At 67.7% G+C, this 15,422-nt stretch carries 11 protein-coding genes and 1 pseudogene; 6 read left to right on the top strand and 6 right to left on the bottom strand.

Going from position 1 to position 15,422, the window contains the following annotated elements; genetic code table 11:
* A pseudogene (locus tag GJV64_RS04090) lies at positions 1-421 on the bottom strand (lytic transglycosylase domain-containing protein); the annotation flags it as partial.
* A gap of 70 nt (positions 422-491) precedes the next feature.
* Between GJV64_RS04090 and dapA the strand changes: the two are divergent.
* From dapA to recA, 5 genes are all read left to right on the top strand, one after another.
* Positions 492-1,382 carry a 4-hydroxy-tetrahydrodipicolinate synthase gene (gene dapA, locus GJV64_RS04095; protein WP_164156009.1) on the top strand — a complete coding sequence of 297 codons (891 nt, stop codon included), beginning with the start codon at positions 492-494 and terminating at the stop codon, positions 1,380-1,382.
* Between the two features lie 13 nt (positions 1,383-1,395).
* The gene (gene smpB, locus GJV64_RS04100; RefSeq protein ID WP_164156010.1) at positions 1,396-1,878 is read left to right on the top strand and encodes an SsrA-binding protein SmpB; all 483 of its coding nucleotides are present in this window, start codon (positions 1,396-1,398) and stop codon (positions 1,876-1,878) included.
* Positions 1,878-2,522 carry a sulfite oxidase-like oxidoreductase gene (locus tag GJV64_RS04105; RefSeq protein WP_164156011.1) on the top strand — a complete coding sequence of 215 codons (645 nt, stop codon included), beginning with the start codon at positions 1,878-1,880 and terminating at the stop codon, positions 2,520-2,522. The genes smpB and GJV64_RS04105 overlap by 1 nt, the downstream gene beginning before the upstream one ends.
* A gap of 22 nt (positions 2,523-2,544) precedes the next feature.
* Positions 2,545-4,113, top strand: coding sequence for a hybrid sensor histidine kinase/response regulator (locus tag GJV64_RS04110; RefSeq protein WP_164156012.1), 1,569 nt, complete (start codon positions 2,545-2,547; stop codon positions 4,111-4,113).
* Positions 4,114-4,206: 93 nt separating this feature from the next.
* Positions 4,207-5,274: a recombinase RecA gene (recA, locus tag GJV64_RS04115; RefSeq protein WP_164156013.1), complete on the top strand. Its 1,068-nt coding sequence runs from the start codon at positions 4,207-4,209 to the stop codon at positions 5,272-5,274.
* Between the two features lie 49 nt (positions 5,275-5,323).
* Here recA and GJV64_RS04120 read toward each other — a convergent pair whose 3' ends face one another.
* From GJV64_RS04120 to GJV64_RS04140, 5 genes are all read right to left on the bottom strand, one after another.
* A complete protein-coding gene (locus GJV64_RS04120; protein WP_205599522.1) occupies positions 5,324-5,512 on the bottom strand; it encodes a hypothetical protein in 189 nt (62 codons plus the stop codon).
* Positions 5,513-5,537: 25 nt separating this feature from the next.
* Complete coding sequence (locus GJV64_RS04125; protein WP_268920631.1) at positions 5,538-7,484, bottom strand: TIR domain-containing protein; 1,947 nt, start codon at positions 7,482-7,484, stop codon at positions 5,538-5,540.
* Positions 7,481-9,340 carry a CHAT domain-containing protein gene (locus GJV64_RS04130; protein ID WP_164156015.1) on the bottom strand — a complete coding sequence of 620 codons (1,860 nt, stop codon included), beginning with the start codon at positions 9,338-9,340 and terminating at the stop codon, positions 7,481-7,483. Before GJV64_RS04130 ends, GJV64_RS04125 begins: the two co-directional genes overlap by 4 nt.
* Positions 9,341-9,434: 94 nt before the next feature.
* Positions 9,435-11,213, bottom strand: coding sequence for a CHAT domain-containing protein (locus GJV64_RS04135; protein ID WP_164156016.1), 1,779 nt, complete (start codon positions 11,211-11,213; stop codon positions 9,435-9,437).
* 64 nt (positions 11,214-11,277) lie between these two features.
* Complete coding sequence (locus GJV64_RS04140; protein WP_164156017.1) at positions 11,278-14,442, bottom strand: caspase family protein; 3,165 nt, start codon at positions 14,440-14,442, stop codon at positions 11,278-11,280.
* Between the two features lie 156 nt (positions 14,443-14,598).
* On the opposite strand from GJV64_RS04140, the gene GJV64_RS04145 reads away from it, so the two are divergent.
* A partial coding sequence (locus tag GJV64_RS04145) for a class I SAM-dependent methyltransferase (protein ID WP_164156018.1) occupies positions 14,599-15,422 on the top strand: 824 nt, incomplete at its 3' end.

The raw sequence follows: 15,422 nt of genomic DNA on the forward strand, positions 1-15,422 counted from the left end.
CGTCGGCCATGCGGCCGCTATTGGCCAGCGCCTCTGCCAGGCGCCATTTGCCCTCCGCCGTCAGCGGCGGCAGCGCGGTGAAGTGCCGGATCACCGCGTCGGCCGGTGTGTCATCGGTGATGGCGCGCTCGGCCAGCCGGCGCAGCGTGGCGGCCTGCGGCCAGTCGCGGTGACCGGGCAGGAAGGCGGCATAGTCGGCAAAGGGCGCGCGCGCGGACTCGCGGCGCAGACGGTCCCAGGTCACCACTTCATCGAGGATCGCCAGCGAACTAGTGCCGGTGAGCGGTGCGGCGGGCAGCAGGGCCGGGCGGCCGGCGGCATTGTCGGCCAACAGGGCGCGATAGCGGGCGATGCTGGCGGCATCGATGGTCTGCGCAGCGGCAGGCGCAACAAGGACCAGGGCCAGCAGCAGACTGGACACGAGGGGCCACCGGCTTCTATCACGCGCGCGCATCATCGCCCCGTGATAAGAGGGGGCAGGGAAACAGGCAATGAACCAGAGCCACAGCGAATTCCGGGGCTCGATGCCCGCGCTCGTCACTCCATTCCGGGACGGCGCGGTCGATCTCGATGGCTTTGCCGCGCATGTCGAATGGCAGATCGGCGAGGGTAGCCACGGCCTGGTGCCGGTGGGCACCACCGGGGAATCGCCGACCCTGAGCCACGAAGAACATTACGCGGTGATCACCGCCTGCGTGGAGGTGGCGCGCCACCGGGTCCCGGTGATCGCCGGCTGCGGCAGCAACGACACTCGAACTGCACTGGCCCACCTTGCCCATGCCGAGAAGGTGGGCGCCGATGCGGCGCTGATCGTCGTGCCCTATTACAACAAACCCAGCCAGGCCGGCCTGCTCGCGCATTTCACCGCCCTGCATGATGCGACGCGGCTGCCGATCATTATCTACAACATCCCAGGCCGCAGCGTGGCCGACATGAGTGTGGAGACCATGGCGGCGCTCAGCCGCTTGCCGCGCGTCATCGGCGTCAAGGATGCCACCGGCAACATCGCGCGGGTGGCGCAGCAGCGATTGGCCTGCGGGGCGGATTTCATCCAGCTGTCGGGCAATGACGACATGGCGCTGGGCTTCAACGCGCAGGGCGGGGTGGGGGCCATTTCCGTCACTGCCAATGTCGCCCCCAAGCTGTGCGCGCAGATGCAGGAGGCCAGCCTGAGGGGCGATTATCGCGCCGCGCTCGCCATCAACGACCGCCTGCAGCCGCTGCACGCCGCGCTGTTCAGCGATGCCTCGCCGGGGCCGACCAAGTATGCATTGGCACGGCTGGGCCGCATGGGTGCCGAAGTGCGCCTGCCCATCGCCGAGCCGTCGGCCGCGTCGAAGGCGGCGGTGGACGCCGCCCTTGTGCATGCGGGCCTGATGTGATGGCCAGCGTTTGATGGTTCGCCCAAAACCTGCAGTCGGCGTGAAGGTGAAGACGGTTGCCGAGAACCGGCGGGCGCGCTTCGAATATTTCATCGAGGACACGGTGGAGGCCGGCATCATGCTGACCGGCACCGAGGTCAAGTCGCTGCGCATTGGCCAGGCCAGCATCGCCGAAAGCTTTGCCGAGGTGAAGGACGGGCAGATGTGGCTGGTCAACGCCACCATCAACGAGTTCAGTCACGGCAACCGCTTCAACCACGAGCCCAAGCGGCCCCGCAAGCTGTTGATGCACGCCCGCGAGATCGAAAAGTTCAACAGCGCCGTCACCCGGCAGGGGATGACCTTGATCCCGCTCGCCATCTATTTCAATGATCGCGGGCGGGCAAAGGTGGAGCTGGCCTTGGGACGCGGCAAGAAACTGCACGACAAGCGCGAGACGGCCAAGGAGCGCGACTGGCAGCGCGACCGGGCGCGGCTCTTGAGGGAGCGCGGCTGATGGCCGGCATTCGGGACAGGCTGATCGCCATCAAGCAGGCCTGGGCCAAGGAAGGCCGGCTGCTCACCGGCACCGCCGACCCCGATCATGCCAGCCGCCTGCCGCCGGGCCAGCGGCTGGTCACCAACTGGCCGGTGCTCGACCTGGGCATCAAGCCCGACATTCCCCGGGCCGAATGGCGCCTCGCGGTCGATGGTGCGGTGGCCAACCCTGTCACCTGGGACTGGGATGCATTGATGGCCCAGCCGCAGGTGGAGGACGTGTCCGACATCCACTGCGTCACCCAATGGTCGCGCTTCGACAACCGCTGGCAGGGCGTGGCGTCCAGCCAGCTCCTGAGCGTGGTGCAGCCGCTGCCGCAGGCCAATGTCGTGGTGCTGCACGGCGCCGACGGCTATACCACCAATGTCACGCTGGAGCGCTTTGCCGGCGATGATTGCCTGATTGCGCACTCGCACGATGGCGCGCCGCTCTCCCGCGATCACGGCGGGCCGGTCAGGGCGATCATCCCGCGCTGGTATTTCTGGAAATCGGCCAAGTGGCTGGTGCGCATCGAGGTGCTCGCCGTGGACAAGCCCGGTTTCTGGGAGGTGCGCGGCTATCACAACGACGGCGATCCCTGGACGGAGCAGCGTTATTCCTGATCGCTCCGCCATCGAAGCCGCGGTGACGCAGGCCAGCCCGGAGCCGACATCGGGCTGGCCGGCACCTTATGCCGAAGGCCTGACCAGCCCCTGGCTGTCGGCGCTGGTGATGAACCTGCCGGTCGCGCTGGCCGTGCTCGACAGCGCTGGGCGTATGGCTGCCGGCAATGATGCCATGAAGGCGACCGCCGGCGACAGCTGGCGGCCGGGAATGCGGCCCGAAGCCATGGTGGTGGCCGATGATGCGCCGCTCCTGGCGCGTGCCGTGGCCGATGCGCTGGATGGCGGCGATCCGCAGGTGCTGCGCCTCGCGCTCAACAATCGGCCCGACGAACTGCGCGATATCAATCTGGTGCCGATGCCGCCGGGACTGGGCGTGTCGGCCCTGATCGCGATGCGCGACATCCGCGAGCAGATGAAGCTGGAGGCACAGGTGGCGGCCGCCACGCGCCTGCAATCGGTGGGCCAGCTGGCCGGCGGCATTGCCCATGATTTCAACAACCTGCTAACGGCCCAGCTGGCGCTGACCGATCAGCTGCTGGAACGCCAGGTTCATGCCGGGCCCGATCGGGATGCGCTGCTGGAAATCCGCCGCAACGGGGAGCGCGGCGCCAACCTGGTGGCGCAGCTGCTGGCCTTCGCCCGCCGCCAGCCGCAGCGCCGGCAGCTGCTCGACCTGCGCCAGCTGGTTGCTGGGCTGCGGCCGCTGCTGGCGCAACTTCTGGGCCCGGCGATCGAGCTGGAGATCGCGACCCCGCCCGGGCGGCTGGCGGTGAAAGCCGATCCCGGCCAGATGGAGCAGGTGATCGTCAACCTTGCGGTCAACGCCCGCGACGCCATGAAGGGCAATGGCCGGCTGGTGATCAGCATCGCCGACGTGCCGCGCCGCGAGGTGGCGGCGCTCGGCCATGCCATCATTCCCGAGATTGACCAGGTCGCCATCAACGTCACCGACACAGGCTCGGGCATCCCGCCTTCCATCATCGGCAAGATCTTCGAGCCCTTCTTCACCACCAAGGCGCAGGGGCAGGGCACCGGGCTGGGCCTGTCCACCGTCTATGGCATCGTAAAGCAATCAGACGGCTATATCTTCGCGCGGCCCGGTCCTGGCGGGCGCGGTACCACCTTCTCCATCTATCTGCCCGGCCGCCCGGCGCGGGGGTTGGCAACCGCCGCGCGGGGCGCTGCGCCCGCCCAGGACACGACGCCCGGCCCCACCGGCCTCAACGTGCTGCTGGTGGAGGATGAAGCCGCGGTGCGCACCGTGTTCGCGCGCGGGCTCGAACGCCAGGGCTGTATCGTATCGACTGCCGCCGATGCCGTGGCGGCGCTGGCCCTGCTGCGCGACGGCCTCACCCCCGATGTGATGGTGTCAGACGTCATGATGCCGGGCATCGACGGCGTCGAACTGGCCATCGAGGCGGCGAAACTGCGCCCCGGTCTCGGCATCGTGCTGATGTCGGGCTATGCCGAACTGCCCCGCCACCGGGCCGCCGACGCCCGCGGAATCCGCTTTCTGGCCAAGCCCTTCGCGCTGACCGAACTGGTCGCCGCCATTGCGTCGGCGCAGCCGCTGGAAACCCGCGAATAGGTCTTCGTTCCACTCTTGTTCCCCTAGAACAATTGGTGTACACCAAAAGCCGTTGACGAACTTCGGACTGGGCTTCAGGGAAGGGAACGGGTCATGGCAACAGCGCTCAAGGTGGTAGAATCAGGCATGGATCGGCAGAAGGCACTGGAAGCGGCTCTGGCCCAGATTGACCGCGCGTTCGGCAAGGGCTCTGTCATGAAGCTCGGCCAGCGCGACGCGATGGAGGTGGAGGCGATCTCCACCGGTTCGCTCAGCCTTGATCTGGCGCTGGGCATCGGTGGCCTGCCACGCGGTCGCGTGGTGGAAATCTATGGCCCGGAAAGCTCGGGCAAGACAACGCTGGCCCTGCACGCCATTGCCGAAGCTCAGAAGATGGGCGGCACGGCGGCCTTCGTCGATGCCGAACACGCGCTTGACCCGGTCTATGCCAAGAAGCTTGGCGTCAACATCGACGAGCTGATCGTCTCGCAGCCCGATACGGGTGAGCAGGCGCTGGAGATCGTCGATACGCTGGTTCGCTCCAACGCCATCGATGTGCTGGTGGTCGATTCGGTCGCTGCGCTGGTTCCGCGTGCCGAGATCGAGGGCGAGATGGGCGACAGCCATGTCGGCCTGCAGGCCCGCCTGATGAGCCAGTCGCTGCGCAAGCTGACCGGTTCGATCAGCCGGTCGCGCTGCCTGGTCATCTTCATCAACCAGCTGCGCATGAAGATCGGCGTGATGTATGGCAACCCGGAGACGACCACGGGCGGCAATGCGCTGAAATTCTATGCCTCGGTCCGCCTCGACATCCGCCGCACCGGCCAGATCAAGGAACGTGACGACATCATCGGCAACACCACCAGGGTGAAGGTGGTGAAGAACAAGGTGGCGCCGCCCTTCAAGCAGGTGGAGTTCGACATCATGTATGGCGAAGGCGTCTCCAAGATCGGGGAAATCCTCGATCTGGGCGTCAAGGCCGGCGTGGTCGAGAAATCAGGCGCCTGGTTCAGCCACGACAGCGTGCGCATCGGCCAGGGCCGTGAGAACGCCAAGAAATATCTGAAGGACAATCCCGACATCGCCGCGAAGATCGAGAAGATCATCCGCGACAATGCCGCGGGCATTTCCGATGCCCTGATGGTCGGTCCTTCGGCGGATGACGACAGCGACGAGATGTAAGGGCTGAGCGGGGTCGGCCGGTGCTGCCGGCCGACCCCGCCGCGGCCGTTCAGCGTTCCTCGCTACCGCCGCGGTCACCCATTCCCTTGCCGCCGCGATCGCCCATGCCGCCGCGGTCACCCATTCCCTTGCCGCCGCGATCGCCCATACCAGCCTTGCTACCGCCGCGATCACCCATGCCGGCCTTGGCACCGCCACGGGCACCGCCAGCCGGTTTCTTCTTCTTGTCGTCGGTCATTGCCGTCCTCCCCAAACAGGCTGGCTTATGAGAACCCCAGCGCCGCCAGCAGGCGCTTGAACCGGGGATCGCCCCGCACCCCGTCGAACAACGGGTCTCCACGTACATACATGATCCCGGCGTCTCCCGTCTCGCGCGCTCGTTCCAGCGCGGCTAGCGCGCCTTCGTGGTCCCCCCACGCCGCCAGCACCTGTGCCTGCTGATAGAGCGCATTGTCGCCGTGCGCTTTCACCATGCCGGCAAGGCTACGCCGTGCAGCGGCCCGGTCACCCTGTCGCTGCTGCACGATCGCCTGTCCGGCAAGCCGAAACAGGCTGTTGCTTTCCTTGCCAAAGGCCTCGGCCGCCGCAGCAATATTTCCCTGCCTCAACTGCGCGGCGCCAAGGGCCCACCAGGCCACCGACAAGTCCGGGTTCAAGGCCAGGGCACGCTCCACCTGGGCGATGGCGGCAGGATACTGGCGGGCAATATATTCCACTTCGCCGGCAAGCCAGGCGGTGCGGGCGTTCAATGGATCGAGCCGGCGGGCCTTGGCCAGTGCGCTGCGGCCTTCGGCAATCCGGCCGCAGCGGGCCGCAAAGATGCCAAAGCGGCTCAGCACCTCGGCATCGCCCTGGCCCAGCGCGGCCGCCCGATCATAGGGGCCACGCGCCGCCCTGGCGTCGAGCGCGCCATTGAACAGCGCAAAGCCCAGAGCGGCCTGCGCGTCGGCGCTGTCGGGGGCCTGAGCCACCGCCTCGCGGGCGGCTGCAATGGCATCGGCAAAGGCCTGCCGCCGCGCTGTGCCGGTCAGATAGAGATTGGCGATCACCGTCAGCGCGCGGGAGCGCCCGGCGTGGGCGAGGCCATAACCGGGATCGGCGACCAGTGCGGCATCGAAGGCGGCCAGCGCTGCCCGGTCGGTCGCTTCGGACAGTGCCTGGTTGTATAGGTGAATCCCGCGCAGCCATGCGTCATAGGCGGCCACAACCTCTGTGCCGCCTGCCTGGCGGCCGCGCGGCTGTGCCCGGCCAAACAAGCGGCTGACCAAAGCCGCGGTCACGCTGCCGGCAATCTCGTCCTGCACGGCAAACACGTCGGCCAGCGCGCGGTCATAACTTTCGGTCCAAACCGAAAAGCCGCTGCGCCCGTCGATCAGCTCGGCCGCCACCCGCACCCGACCATTGCCCACCCTGACATTGCCATCGAGCAGATGCGCCACGCCCAGTTGGCGGGCGATGTCGCGGGCATCGCCGGGCCGACCGCGAAAGCGGTTGGAAGACGCCTGTGCCGCCACCTGCAGGCGCGGGTTGCGGGCCAGTTCGGCGCGCACCTCGGCTGCAAGCCCATCGGCGAAATAGTCACGCGCCGGATCGCCCGACAGATTGGCAAACGGCAGCACCGCCAGGCTGCTGGCAGCCGCCGGGCTGGCCAGCCAGCCGGCCTGCCAGACGAGGCCGCCACCAGCCGCCAGCACCGCCACCCCGCCGCCGGCCAGCAGCCAGCGCCGGTCAAGGCGCGGTGGTGCGGCCAGCGCCCTTGCCACGGGGGCCTTGGGTGTGCCGTCCAAAAGGGAGTCCAGCGCCGCCAGCACCTGGCCATAGGAGGCATCACCGGGCCGGGCGCGCGACAGATCGATGCTCTGGAACTGGCCGAAGCCCAGCGGCGGCAGCGTGCCATCGAGGCTGACCGGCAGCAGGCAGCCGCGATCCCGGCCCCGCGTCGCCTCGTCATGCACCCAGTGCGATTTCACCGAGGTGCCCGACCAGCAGACCAGCACGGCGCGCGCCTGCTCCAGGGCAGCAGCCGTGGTCTCGGCAAAGCGTTCGCCCGGTTGTAACAGCCCATCCCACCAGACGGCGTGACCAGCCGATTCCAGCGCCGCGATCAACGGCATCACGCGCGGCTCATCAACCCGGGAGTAGCTCAGGAAGATCGTGGCTGGTGCGCCATTGCGCGCCAACGGTGTGGATGAGGCAGCCCCGGCATTCATTGCGGGCAGGCGCCTGTATTGGCCAATGCTGCCAACAGCGGCGGTGCTCTCTTGTTGCCGCCCGCGCTGGCAAGTTCAAGATACTGCTTTGCCGATGCCAGATTTGTTTGAAATCCATCGACACCATAGCAATAGTTATAGCCCACGAAAAATTGCGCGACCGTGAGGTTCTTGCCAGCAGCCCGCAACAGCAGGCGTCTGGCCTCGGGCGCATTCTCCAATTGTCCCAATTCGCCGTGCAGATAGATGTCTGACAAAACGAACTCGGCTTCCGGATAACCTTGTTTTGCCAGACGCGCGATCGCTTCAACCTTTTCCTGGACTGTCCCTTCCAGGTTTTCTGCAACCTTCTCCCAGTTGAAAGTCTCTGGATCTTCGTTGATCCAGAATTCGGCCGGCACGGCCCTGAAGGCGTCGGCTGCCGGATCGGTTGAATCGGCAACCGTGTTCGCCTCCGTTGCCGCCGGTGGTGGCGATGCCGGTTCGGCCTCAGCAGTGTCTGCTGCCGGTTCCACCTCCGTCGCTTGCGGGTCTGGCGGCGTCGGCTCCGACGGAACTCTGCCGGCGAAAACACTGTAGACGAGCAGCGCAGCGCAGACCCCAGTGATCGAAAGGAACCCGGTCTTGAAGGAGAACTTGCGGCGTCCGGGTGGCGCGGGCGCCACGATGGACGCCAGTTGGGCTTCTGGCGCCGGCTCCAGGGCAGTTTTGGGGGGCATCGGTTCGGGGTGTGGCACGGTCCGTTTCGGTTCCGGCGCGGCATTGTCGAACAGATTGCCATCGGCCGGGCGCAGATAGAGCACGGGCGTGGCCCATTCGTTCGCCTCGTCATCGAACAGCGCCTTGCGCCCTTCCGCCACGGCGGCATCCACCGGCAGGCCGCGGGCGATCCGCGTGTAGAAGGTGCGGGCAAACTCGATGGCGGCGGCGTCGGAAATCGGGAACTGCATCGCCACAACGGCGGGCGCATTGCTCTGGATCAGCGCTGCCGCCACCCCGCAGAAGGGATGCGCACTGGCGCCATCGGGGGTTGTCCCGGTTTCACAGGCGTTGAGGAACACCAGCCGCAGCGGTTCGTCCTTCAGCCAGGCCGCAAAGGTGGTGCCGGCCACCCGAACGGGCGCACCCTGTTCATTCTCCAGCAGCAGCATGCCGCCACGATCGGCCTGATAGTCGCCATGGCCCATGTAATGGACGACGTGATAATCCTCCTGGCCCAATTGATCGCGGATGGCACTGGGCACCGGCGCCACATCATCCACCACGATGTCGGGCAGGCGGCGCAGCGCGGCCACCAGCAGTTCACCTTCCCTGGCGAGGCCCAGCGCGTCCGTGCCTTCCGGGTTGGAGCGGATCATCAGGATGCGCAGGGGCTTGATCAGCGGCCGCGGCTTGATCGGCTTGGGCACATCGAGCGCCCGCACCAGCGCCGTCTGCATGGTCACCACCAGCGGATCATCGTTGCGTCGCCGCATCAGTTCCCAAGGCAGGGCGGCCACTTCGGCGGTGGCCGGGTTGCCAAGATCAAAGGCGAGGCGGATGCGCACGCCGGTATCGGGCAGGGAGCGCGCCTCGGCCTCCGTGGCCGCCAGCACATCGCGAACCTCGCCAGTGAACAGCGCTTCGAACAGCGCCGCCCCGCAGTCACGCGCCGTGGCAAAGCCGGGCGGCAGCGGCTTCACCGTGCCCAGGCTGCGCCAGCGTGTGGGGCCAACGGCATGCCCGATCACATCGCTCAGTTGGAACGGCGGCTTGAAGCTGGCGTTGCCCGTGCCCTGGCTGGACGAAGCCCGCACCGCAAAGCTGCCCGCCCCATTGGGTGTGATCGAGACGAGCAGGTTGATGTAGTTCTTCATGCGGCGATGGCGCCTTCACCGGATCGCGGCGAAACCTTGTCGCCATCACACGAAGGCGTCGCAGCGTCTGAACCGGCAAGGGCTTGCGGGCTGGTCACTGCCAGTTCTCGGCCTTGTCCAGGTCTGCCTGCGCGGCACGATTGCCTTGCGCAGCGGCCTTCTCCAGATAGGAACGAGCCCGAACCAGATCCGGGTCCATGCCGCCCTCGCCCTTCAGTAGGCTGTGGCCCAGCAGATATTGAGCCGCCGCGATTTCGCCTTCGGCCGACATCTCCAGCAGGACATTGGCTTCCTCGGATGATTGCACGAGGCCAAGCCCGCCAGTGTCATAGATGCGGGCCAGCAAATACTGGGCCTCGGGATACTGAGCTTCTGCCAGCGTGCGCAAGTCGGCGGCAATCATGGCGTCGGTCATTTCCGGATGGTTCGCTTTCATCGCAGCGATGAACGCGGTGTGGCCCTCGGTGCCCTGATCATCGTTGATCCAGATCGCGGTGGGCAGGTTGTTGATGGCAACTGCGGCCGGGCTGGTTTCGTCGGCGATGGTCTTGGCCGCCTCTTCGGCCAGAGTGGCGGCCGGCGCGGCGACGGCCTCTGGCGCAGCGGTCTGGCCACCAAAAAAGCCTTCCGCCCAGAGCACCACAACCACGATGAGGGCGAGCGCGCCCATTGCGGCAATGCCAAGGGTCCGCAGCGTATCACGCGGCGGCGCCCCCGGTTTTGCTGCCGGCATGAGCGGCACCGGATCGGCCGGCTTTCTCGTCGGTTCCGGCGCATTGTCGTCGAACAGATTGCCATCATCGGGGCGAAGGTAGAGCACCGGGGTCGCCCATTCGGTGGCCTCGTCGTCAAACAGCGCCTTGCGGCCTTCGGCAACGGCTGCGTCCACCGGGTAGCCGTCGGCGATGCGGGTGTAGAAGGTGCGGGCGAATTCGATGGCGGCGCTGTCGGAGATCGGGAACTGCATGGCCACCACGGCCGGCGTGTTGCCCTGGATCAGCGCGGCAGCAACCCCGGCAAAGGGGTGGAGGCCGGCGCCTTCGGGCGTGGTGCCGGTTTCACAGGCATTGAGGAACACCAGCCGCAGCGGTTCGTCCTTCAGCCACGCCGCGAAGGTGGCGGCGCTCACCAGGTGAGGCGAATTGTCCTCGTTCTCCAGCAGCAGCATGCCACCGCGATCGGCCTGGAAATCGCCATGCCCCATGTAGTGGATGACATGATAATCCTCCCGCGCCAGCTGGTCGCGGATGGCGGCCGCCACCGGTTCCACTTCGTCCACCTTGATGCCGGGCAGCCGATTCAGCGCGCTGATCAGCATCTGGCCCTCTTTCGCGAGGTTGAGCGCGCCGGTGCCTTCCGGGTTGGAGCGGATGACGAGGATGCGCAGCGGCTTGATGAAGGGGCGCGGGATGATCGGCTTGGGCACGTCGAGCGCGCGCACCAGCGCTGTCTGCATCGTCACCACCAGCGGATCATCGTCGCGCCGGCGCATCAGCTCCCAGGGCAGTGCCGCCACTTCGGAGCTGCCAGGTCGGGTGAGATCGAAGGCCAGGCGGATGCGCACGCCGGTATCGGGTAGGGTGCTGGCGCGGGCTTCGGTTGCCACCAGCAGGTCGCGCGCCGTGCCGGTGAACAGGGTCTCGAACAGCGCAACACCGCAATCGCGCGCCGTCGCAAATTGCGGCGCCAGCGGCTTGACGGTGCCCAGGCTGCGCCACTTGGTGGGGCCGACGGCATGGCTGATGATGTCGGACAGCTGGAAGGGCGGCGTGAAGCGGGTGGTGCCGGTGCCTTCTTCGGAGGTGACGCGGGCATCATATTGGCCATCGCCAACTGGCGAAATGGCTACCAACAGATTGAGATAGCGCTTCATCTCACCCCCACACCACCCGAATGCGGCAATGCTAGCGCCAAAATCTGCGAGTGGCGAGGCAGCATCAGGCCCACGCCACCGCCCGCAGCGCCGCCAGCCCGGCGGGGCTGGCGAAATAGTTGAGGTGGTGGCAGGCCAGCGGCGGCGCGGTGCCGGCGCCCACAACGGCATCGATACTGTCCACACTCACCGCGATGTCGTGGCGGCGCGCGCCGAACAGCGTTTCTACCAGCGCGCTTTGCCCCAGTTTGACCACCAACTGCGCCGGCAGCGGATCGCCCGCCGCCGCGCACGCCGCGATGTCACCCGCCAGGATGGTGTAGCGGGTGGCAGGGCGCGGCGCGGCATTCAACGCGCGCAGGAAATCGGACGCCGGGTTCATCTGTTCGAGGGTGGGCGTGAGGGCGCGGGTGGCGTTGAGGGCGCTCGCCAGCGGCACCGCCCAGCCCAGCAGTGGCGGCATGGCATTCCCGGCCAGCCCGAGCAGCAGGGTGGCGAGATTGCGCGCCGCATCAATGCGGCCGAAGGGCGAGCCGGCGTTGGGTGTGCCGCACATCACCAGATGATCGACCAGCCCAGCGCCGCCGTTCAATTCGATCAGCGCGCGCGACACCAGCCCGCCCATGCTGTGCGCCAAGATGCTGATCCGCTTGTCGCCGGTGATGCCCTTGGCGGCCAGTTGGTCCTTCAACGCCGCTGCCGTGTCAGCAATCGGCGTCGACAGATTCTCATAGTCATAGGCCAGCACCAGGTCGAACTGGCTGGCGAGGCCGGCGTGCGCGACCCCTTCGGCAAGGCTGCGCGTGTCGCCGATGATGCCGTGGACCAGCAGCAGGATGCGCTGCGCCCGCGCAACGTGGGCGATCAGATCGGCATCGTCATAATCGATGGCGCCGTCGCTGCCGATCACCACCCGGCGCAGGCTGTTGACATTGGCCTGTTTCAGCACCGTCTTGAACATGTAGAGCTTCAGCGCCTTGCCCAGGCTGCGGCGATCATCCGGCAGATCGGGCAGATGATCGACCAGCAGGCGGGTGCTGCCATCGGCCTCCCGCCAGGCGCGGCCCACCGGCAGCACATGCTGGCCATCGAAGGCCAGCGGCACGATCATCTCGCCGGCGCCCACCGGCACGTGGATGCTGATGTCCAGCGGCTGCTGCGCCAGCGTCTCGGCGCCGGCGATGTCGCTCAGTTCGAGCACGCTGGCATCGTCGCCGCGTTCGCCGGCAAAGTTCACCAGTTCGGCGCCGCCACCGGCAAGGCCCTTCCAGAAATCGCTGCCGGCAAGGTCGCGCGTCATCGGCCGGGCGCTGGCCAGAGCCACCTGCGCAGTGATGGCGGGGTGGGCGGCAATGCGGATCTGGCCGCTGGCCAGTGCCACGGCCGCTGGCCCCAGCACGCCCTGCCGGCGCACCAGCCGGAACCTCAGATCATGCGCGAACCAGTCGTTGCTCACCGGCTTCTGAGCCGGCTTCACCGTGCCGAGGCCGCGGGCCGAACGGCGGATGCTGCCGATGTCCAGCGGTTGCTGCGCGAGCAGGAAATCATCCACCCGCTCGGTGGAGACCAGCAGCTTGAACAGGAAATCGGCCTGCACCGCGCCGCTCTCGACATAGAGATAATCGTCGGTCCCGTTGCCCCACAGCTCCACCCAGTCGCCGCCGGGCGGCGCCTCGGCATTTTCCAGCACATGGATGCCGAACTCGCTGCTGAAATAGACCAGTGCGAGGTGCAGCGGCTGGGCAGAACGGTTGCGAGCCCGGATGCGGCCGCGCACCAGCTCATCGGCAGCGACATCCAGCGTGGCGCGCGCGCCACTGGCAATCTCGGTGCCATCGGCCGCAGTGAAGGCGAAATCCACCAGCCCCGGCGCCAGCGCGGGCCGGGGATTGGCCAGCGCCGCCAACCGCTCCCAGGTGGCGATGGACTTCAGCTGCTCGGCCAGCAGCGGCGCCCACCCGGCGTCGTCCGAGGCAACCCCGGTCAGCAGCAGATCGCGCTCGGTCTGCCGGATGACGATGGCGCCTGCCTCCTCGGCCAGGCGATAGCGCGCTGCAGCATCAGCCGGTGCCAGCCCGATGCCGATGCTGGTGTCGGCGGCAAGGCAGGCGGCAAGCTCCGCGCTGCGTGCTGGCGGCAGCGCATCGGCCACCGGCAGCGGCGGCAGCGGCAAGCTGCTGATGCCGGCCCGCCACGCGGTGTCGGGATCGGCGGCGAAATCGGGGCGGATCAGGCTGGTCTGGGCGCCCACCTGCAGCACCTCGGCGCCGCCGGCCGGCGTGTCGCTGCCCGACGCATAGAGCAGCAGCCGCGCCGGCCGGTCGGGGTCGCTGGCCAGCCCGTGGATGGCGCCGCATTCGACCTGCCAGCTCTCGCCGGGCAGCACGTGATAGAGGCGGCGTTGCCCACGCGCCGTGCGGCCCAGGAAGCCGGACCAGGCATCGAAGCCGCCAATGGCCTCGAACTGCGGGTCCTGGGCCTGGGCATGGCCGCGCACCGCCACGCGCACGCGCTGGAACAATTCGGCATGGCTCAGCTCGCCGCCCGTGGCCTGCAAAACGTCGAGCAGGGCGCTGGTGAACACGCCGCCCTCGGCGCTTTCCTTGGCCGTCTGGAACGGGCTGCACGCCGCCATCGACAGGTGGCGCGGCCGCGGCACGCTGATCGACCCTTGCGCCTGCATCCGCACATACTGGCCCTCGAGATAGGTTTCGAGATCGCGCTTGTAGGGGCCGGGCGTCGTCATCCGCGGCACCAGGCCGGCAATGTCGTCGGCATCGCGGGTGATCGACCCGGAATGGCAACAGTCCATCAGCAGGCTGATGCTGGCGCCGGTGGCGGCCAGTTCCTCGATCAGCAGCGCCATCTCCTTGTCGGCCAGGTCAAAGCCGCGCTCCTGCCGGCTGTCGTGGCACACCAGCCCTTCGTCCTTGAGGTCGGCATCGAGGCTGAAGAAAGCGGCATTGGTGGTGGAGCGCGCGCCATGGCCGGCATAGTGGAGCAGCACCGCATCGCCAGGCCCGGCGCGGCCGAGGTGATTGCGGATGGCGGCAATCACGGCGGGGCGCGTGGCATCGGCGTCGAGCAAGGTCTCGACGGCCAGATCGGACGGTGCGAACCGGCTGTCGAGCCACTCGCGCACCCGTGCCACGTCGTGCCGGCAGCCATTCAAGGCACGCACCTCGGGCAGATAGGCATCAATGCCGATCTGCAGAACGCGGACGCCCATCTTGCCCTCCAATTCGCCCCACCGCAGGCTAGCATGAACGCCAAAGCTTTTGCCAAGTCTTTGTTCAGGCGGGGCTTAGCCGGCGGAGCTGGCCTGAAGTTGCAGCGCTGGCCCTCAGGCGCTAGGGCAACGGTCAACACAGCGGGGCAGGGCGCCATGAACAACGCCGAACAGATCGACTATTGGAACGGCAAGGTCGGCGACATCTGGGTACAGATGCAGGAGCGCATGGACCGGGCGCTCACCCCGGTTACTACCGCACTGCTCGCCGCTGCCGCGCCGCAGCCGGGCGAGGCCGTGCTCGACATCGGCTGCGGCGCCGGGGAAACCACGCTGGCCGTCGACGCCGTGGTGGGGGAGGGCGGACACGCCATCGGCCTCGACATTTCCGAGCCGCTGCTGGCCCGCGCCCGCGCCCGCGCCGAAGCGCTGGACAGCGCCGCCGAGTTCATCGCGGCCGACGCCAGCGCCTGGGCGGGCGAGGAAGGCTTCGATCTCATCCTGTCGCGCTTTGGCGTGATGTTCTTTGCCGATCCGCAGGCCGCCTTTGCCCATCTCCACAGCCTGGCCGCGCCCGATGGCCGGCTGGTGTTCGCCTGCTGGCAGCCGCCGGCGCGCAACCTGTGGGCAACCCTGCCGCTGACGGCGCTCGCCGATCTGCTGCCGCCACAGCCCAAGGCCGATCCGCTGGCGCCCGGGCCGTTCGCGTTCGCCGATGCGGCGCGCACCGTCACCCTGCTGGAAGCCGCCGGCTGGCGCGATGTTGCCTGCCACAGCGTGCCCTTTGCCATGCTGGTGGGCGACGGCGATGATCCGATTGCCGATACCGTGTCCTTCAACCTCAAGATCGGTCCGGCGGCGCGCATCGTGCGCGATGCCGGCATCGGCGATGCGGCCCGGCCGGTGCTGGCGGCAGCGCTGAAGCCTCACCTCGCCGATGGCCGCGTGGAACTGCCGGGTGCGGCATGGCTGGTGACGGC

Origin of the sequence: Sandarakinorhabdus rubra (genome assembly GCF_010994245.1) — a bacterium.
In the GTDB taxonomy this organism is placed as follows: domain Bacteria; phylum Pseudomonadota; class Alphaproteobacteria; order Sphingomonadales; family Sphingomonadaceae; genus Sandarakinorhabdus; species Sandarakinorhabdus rubra.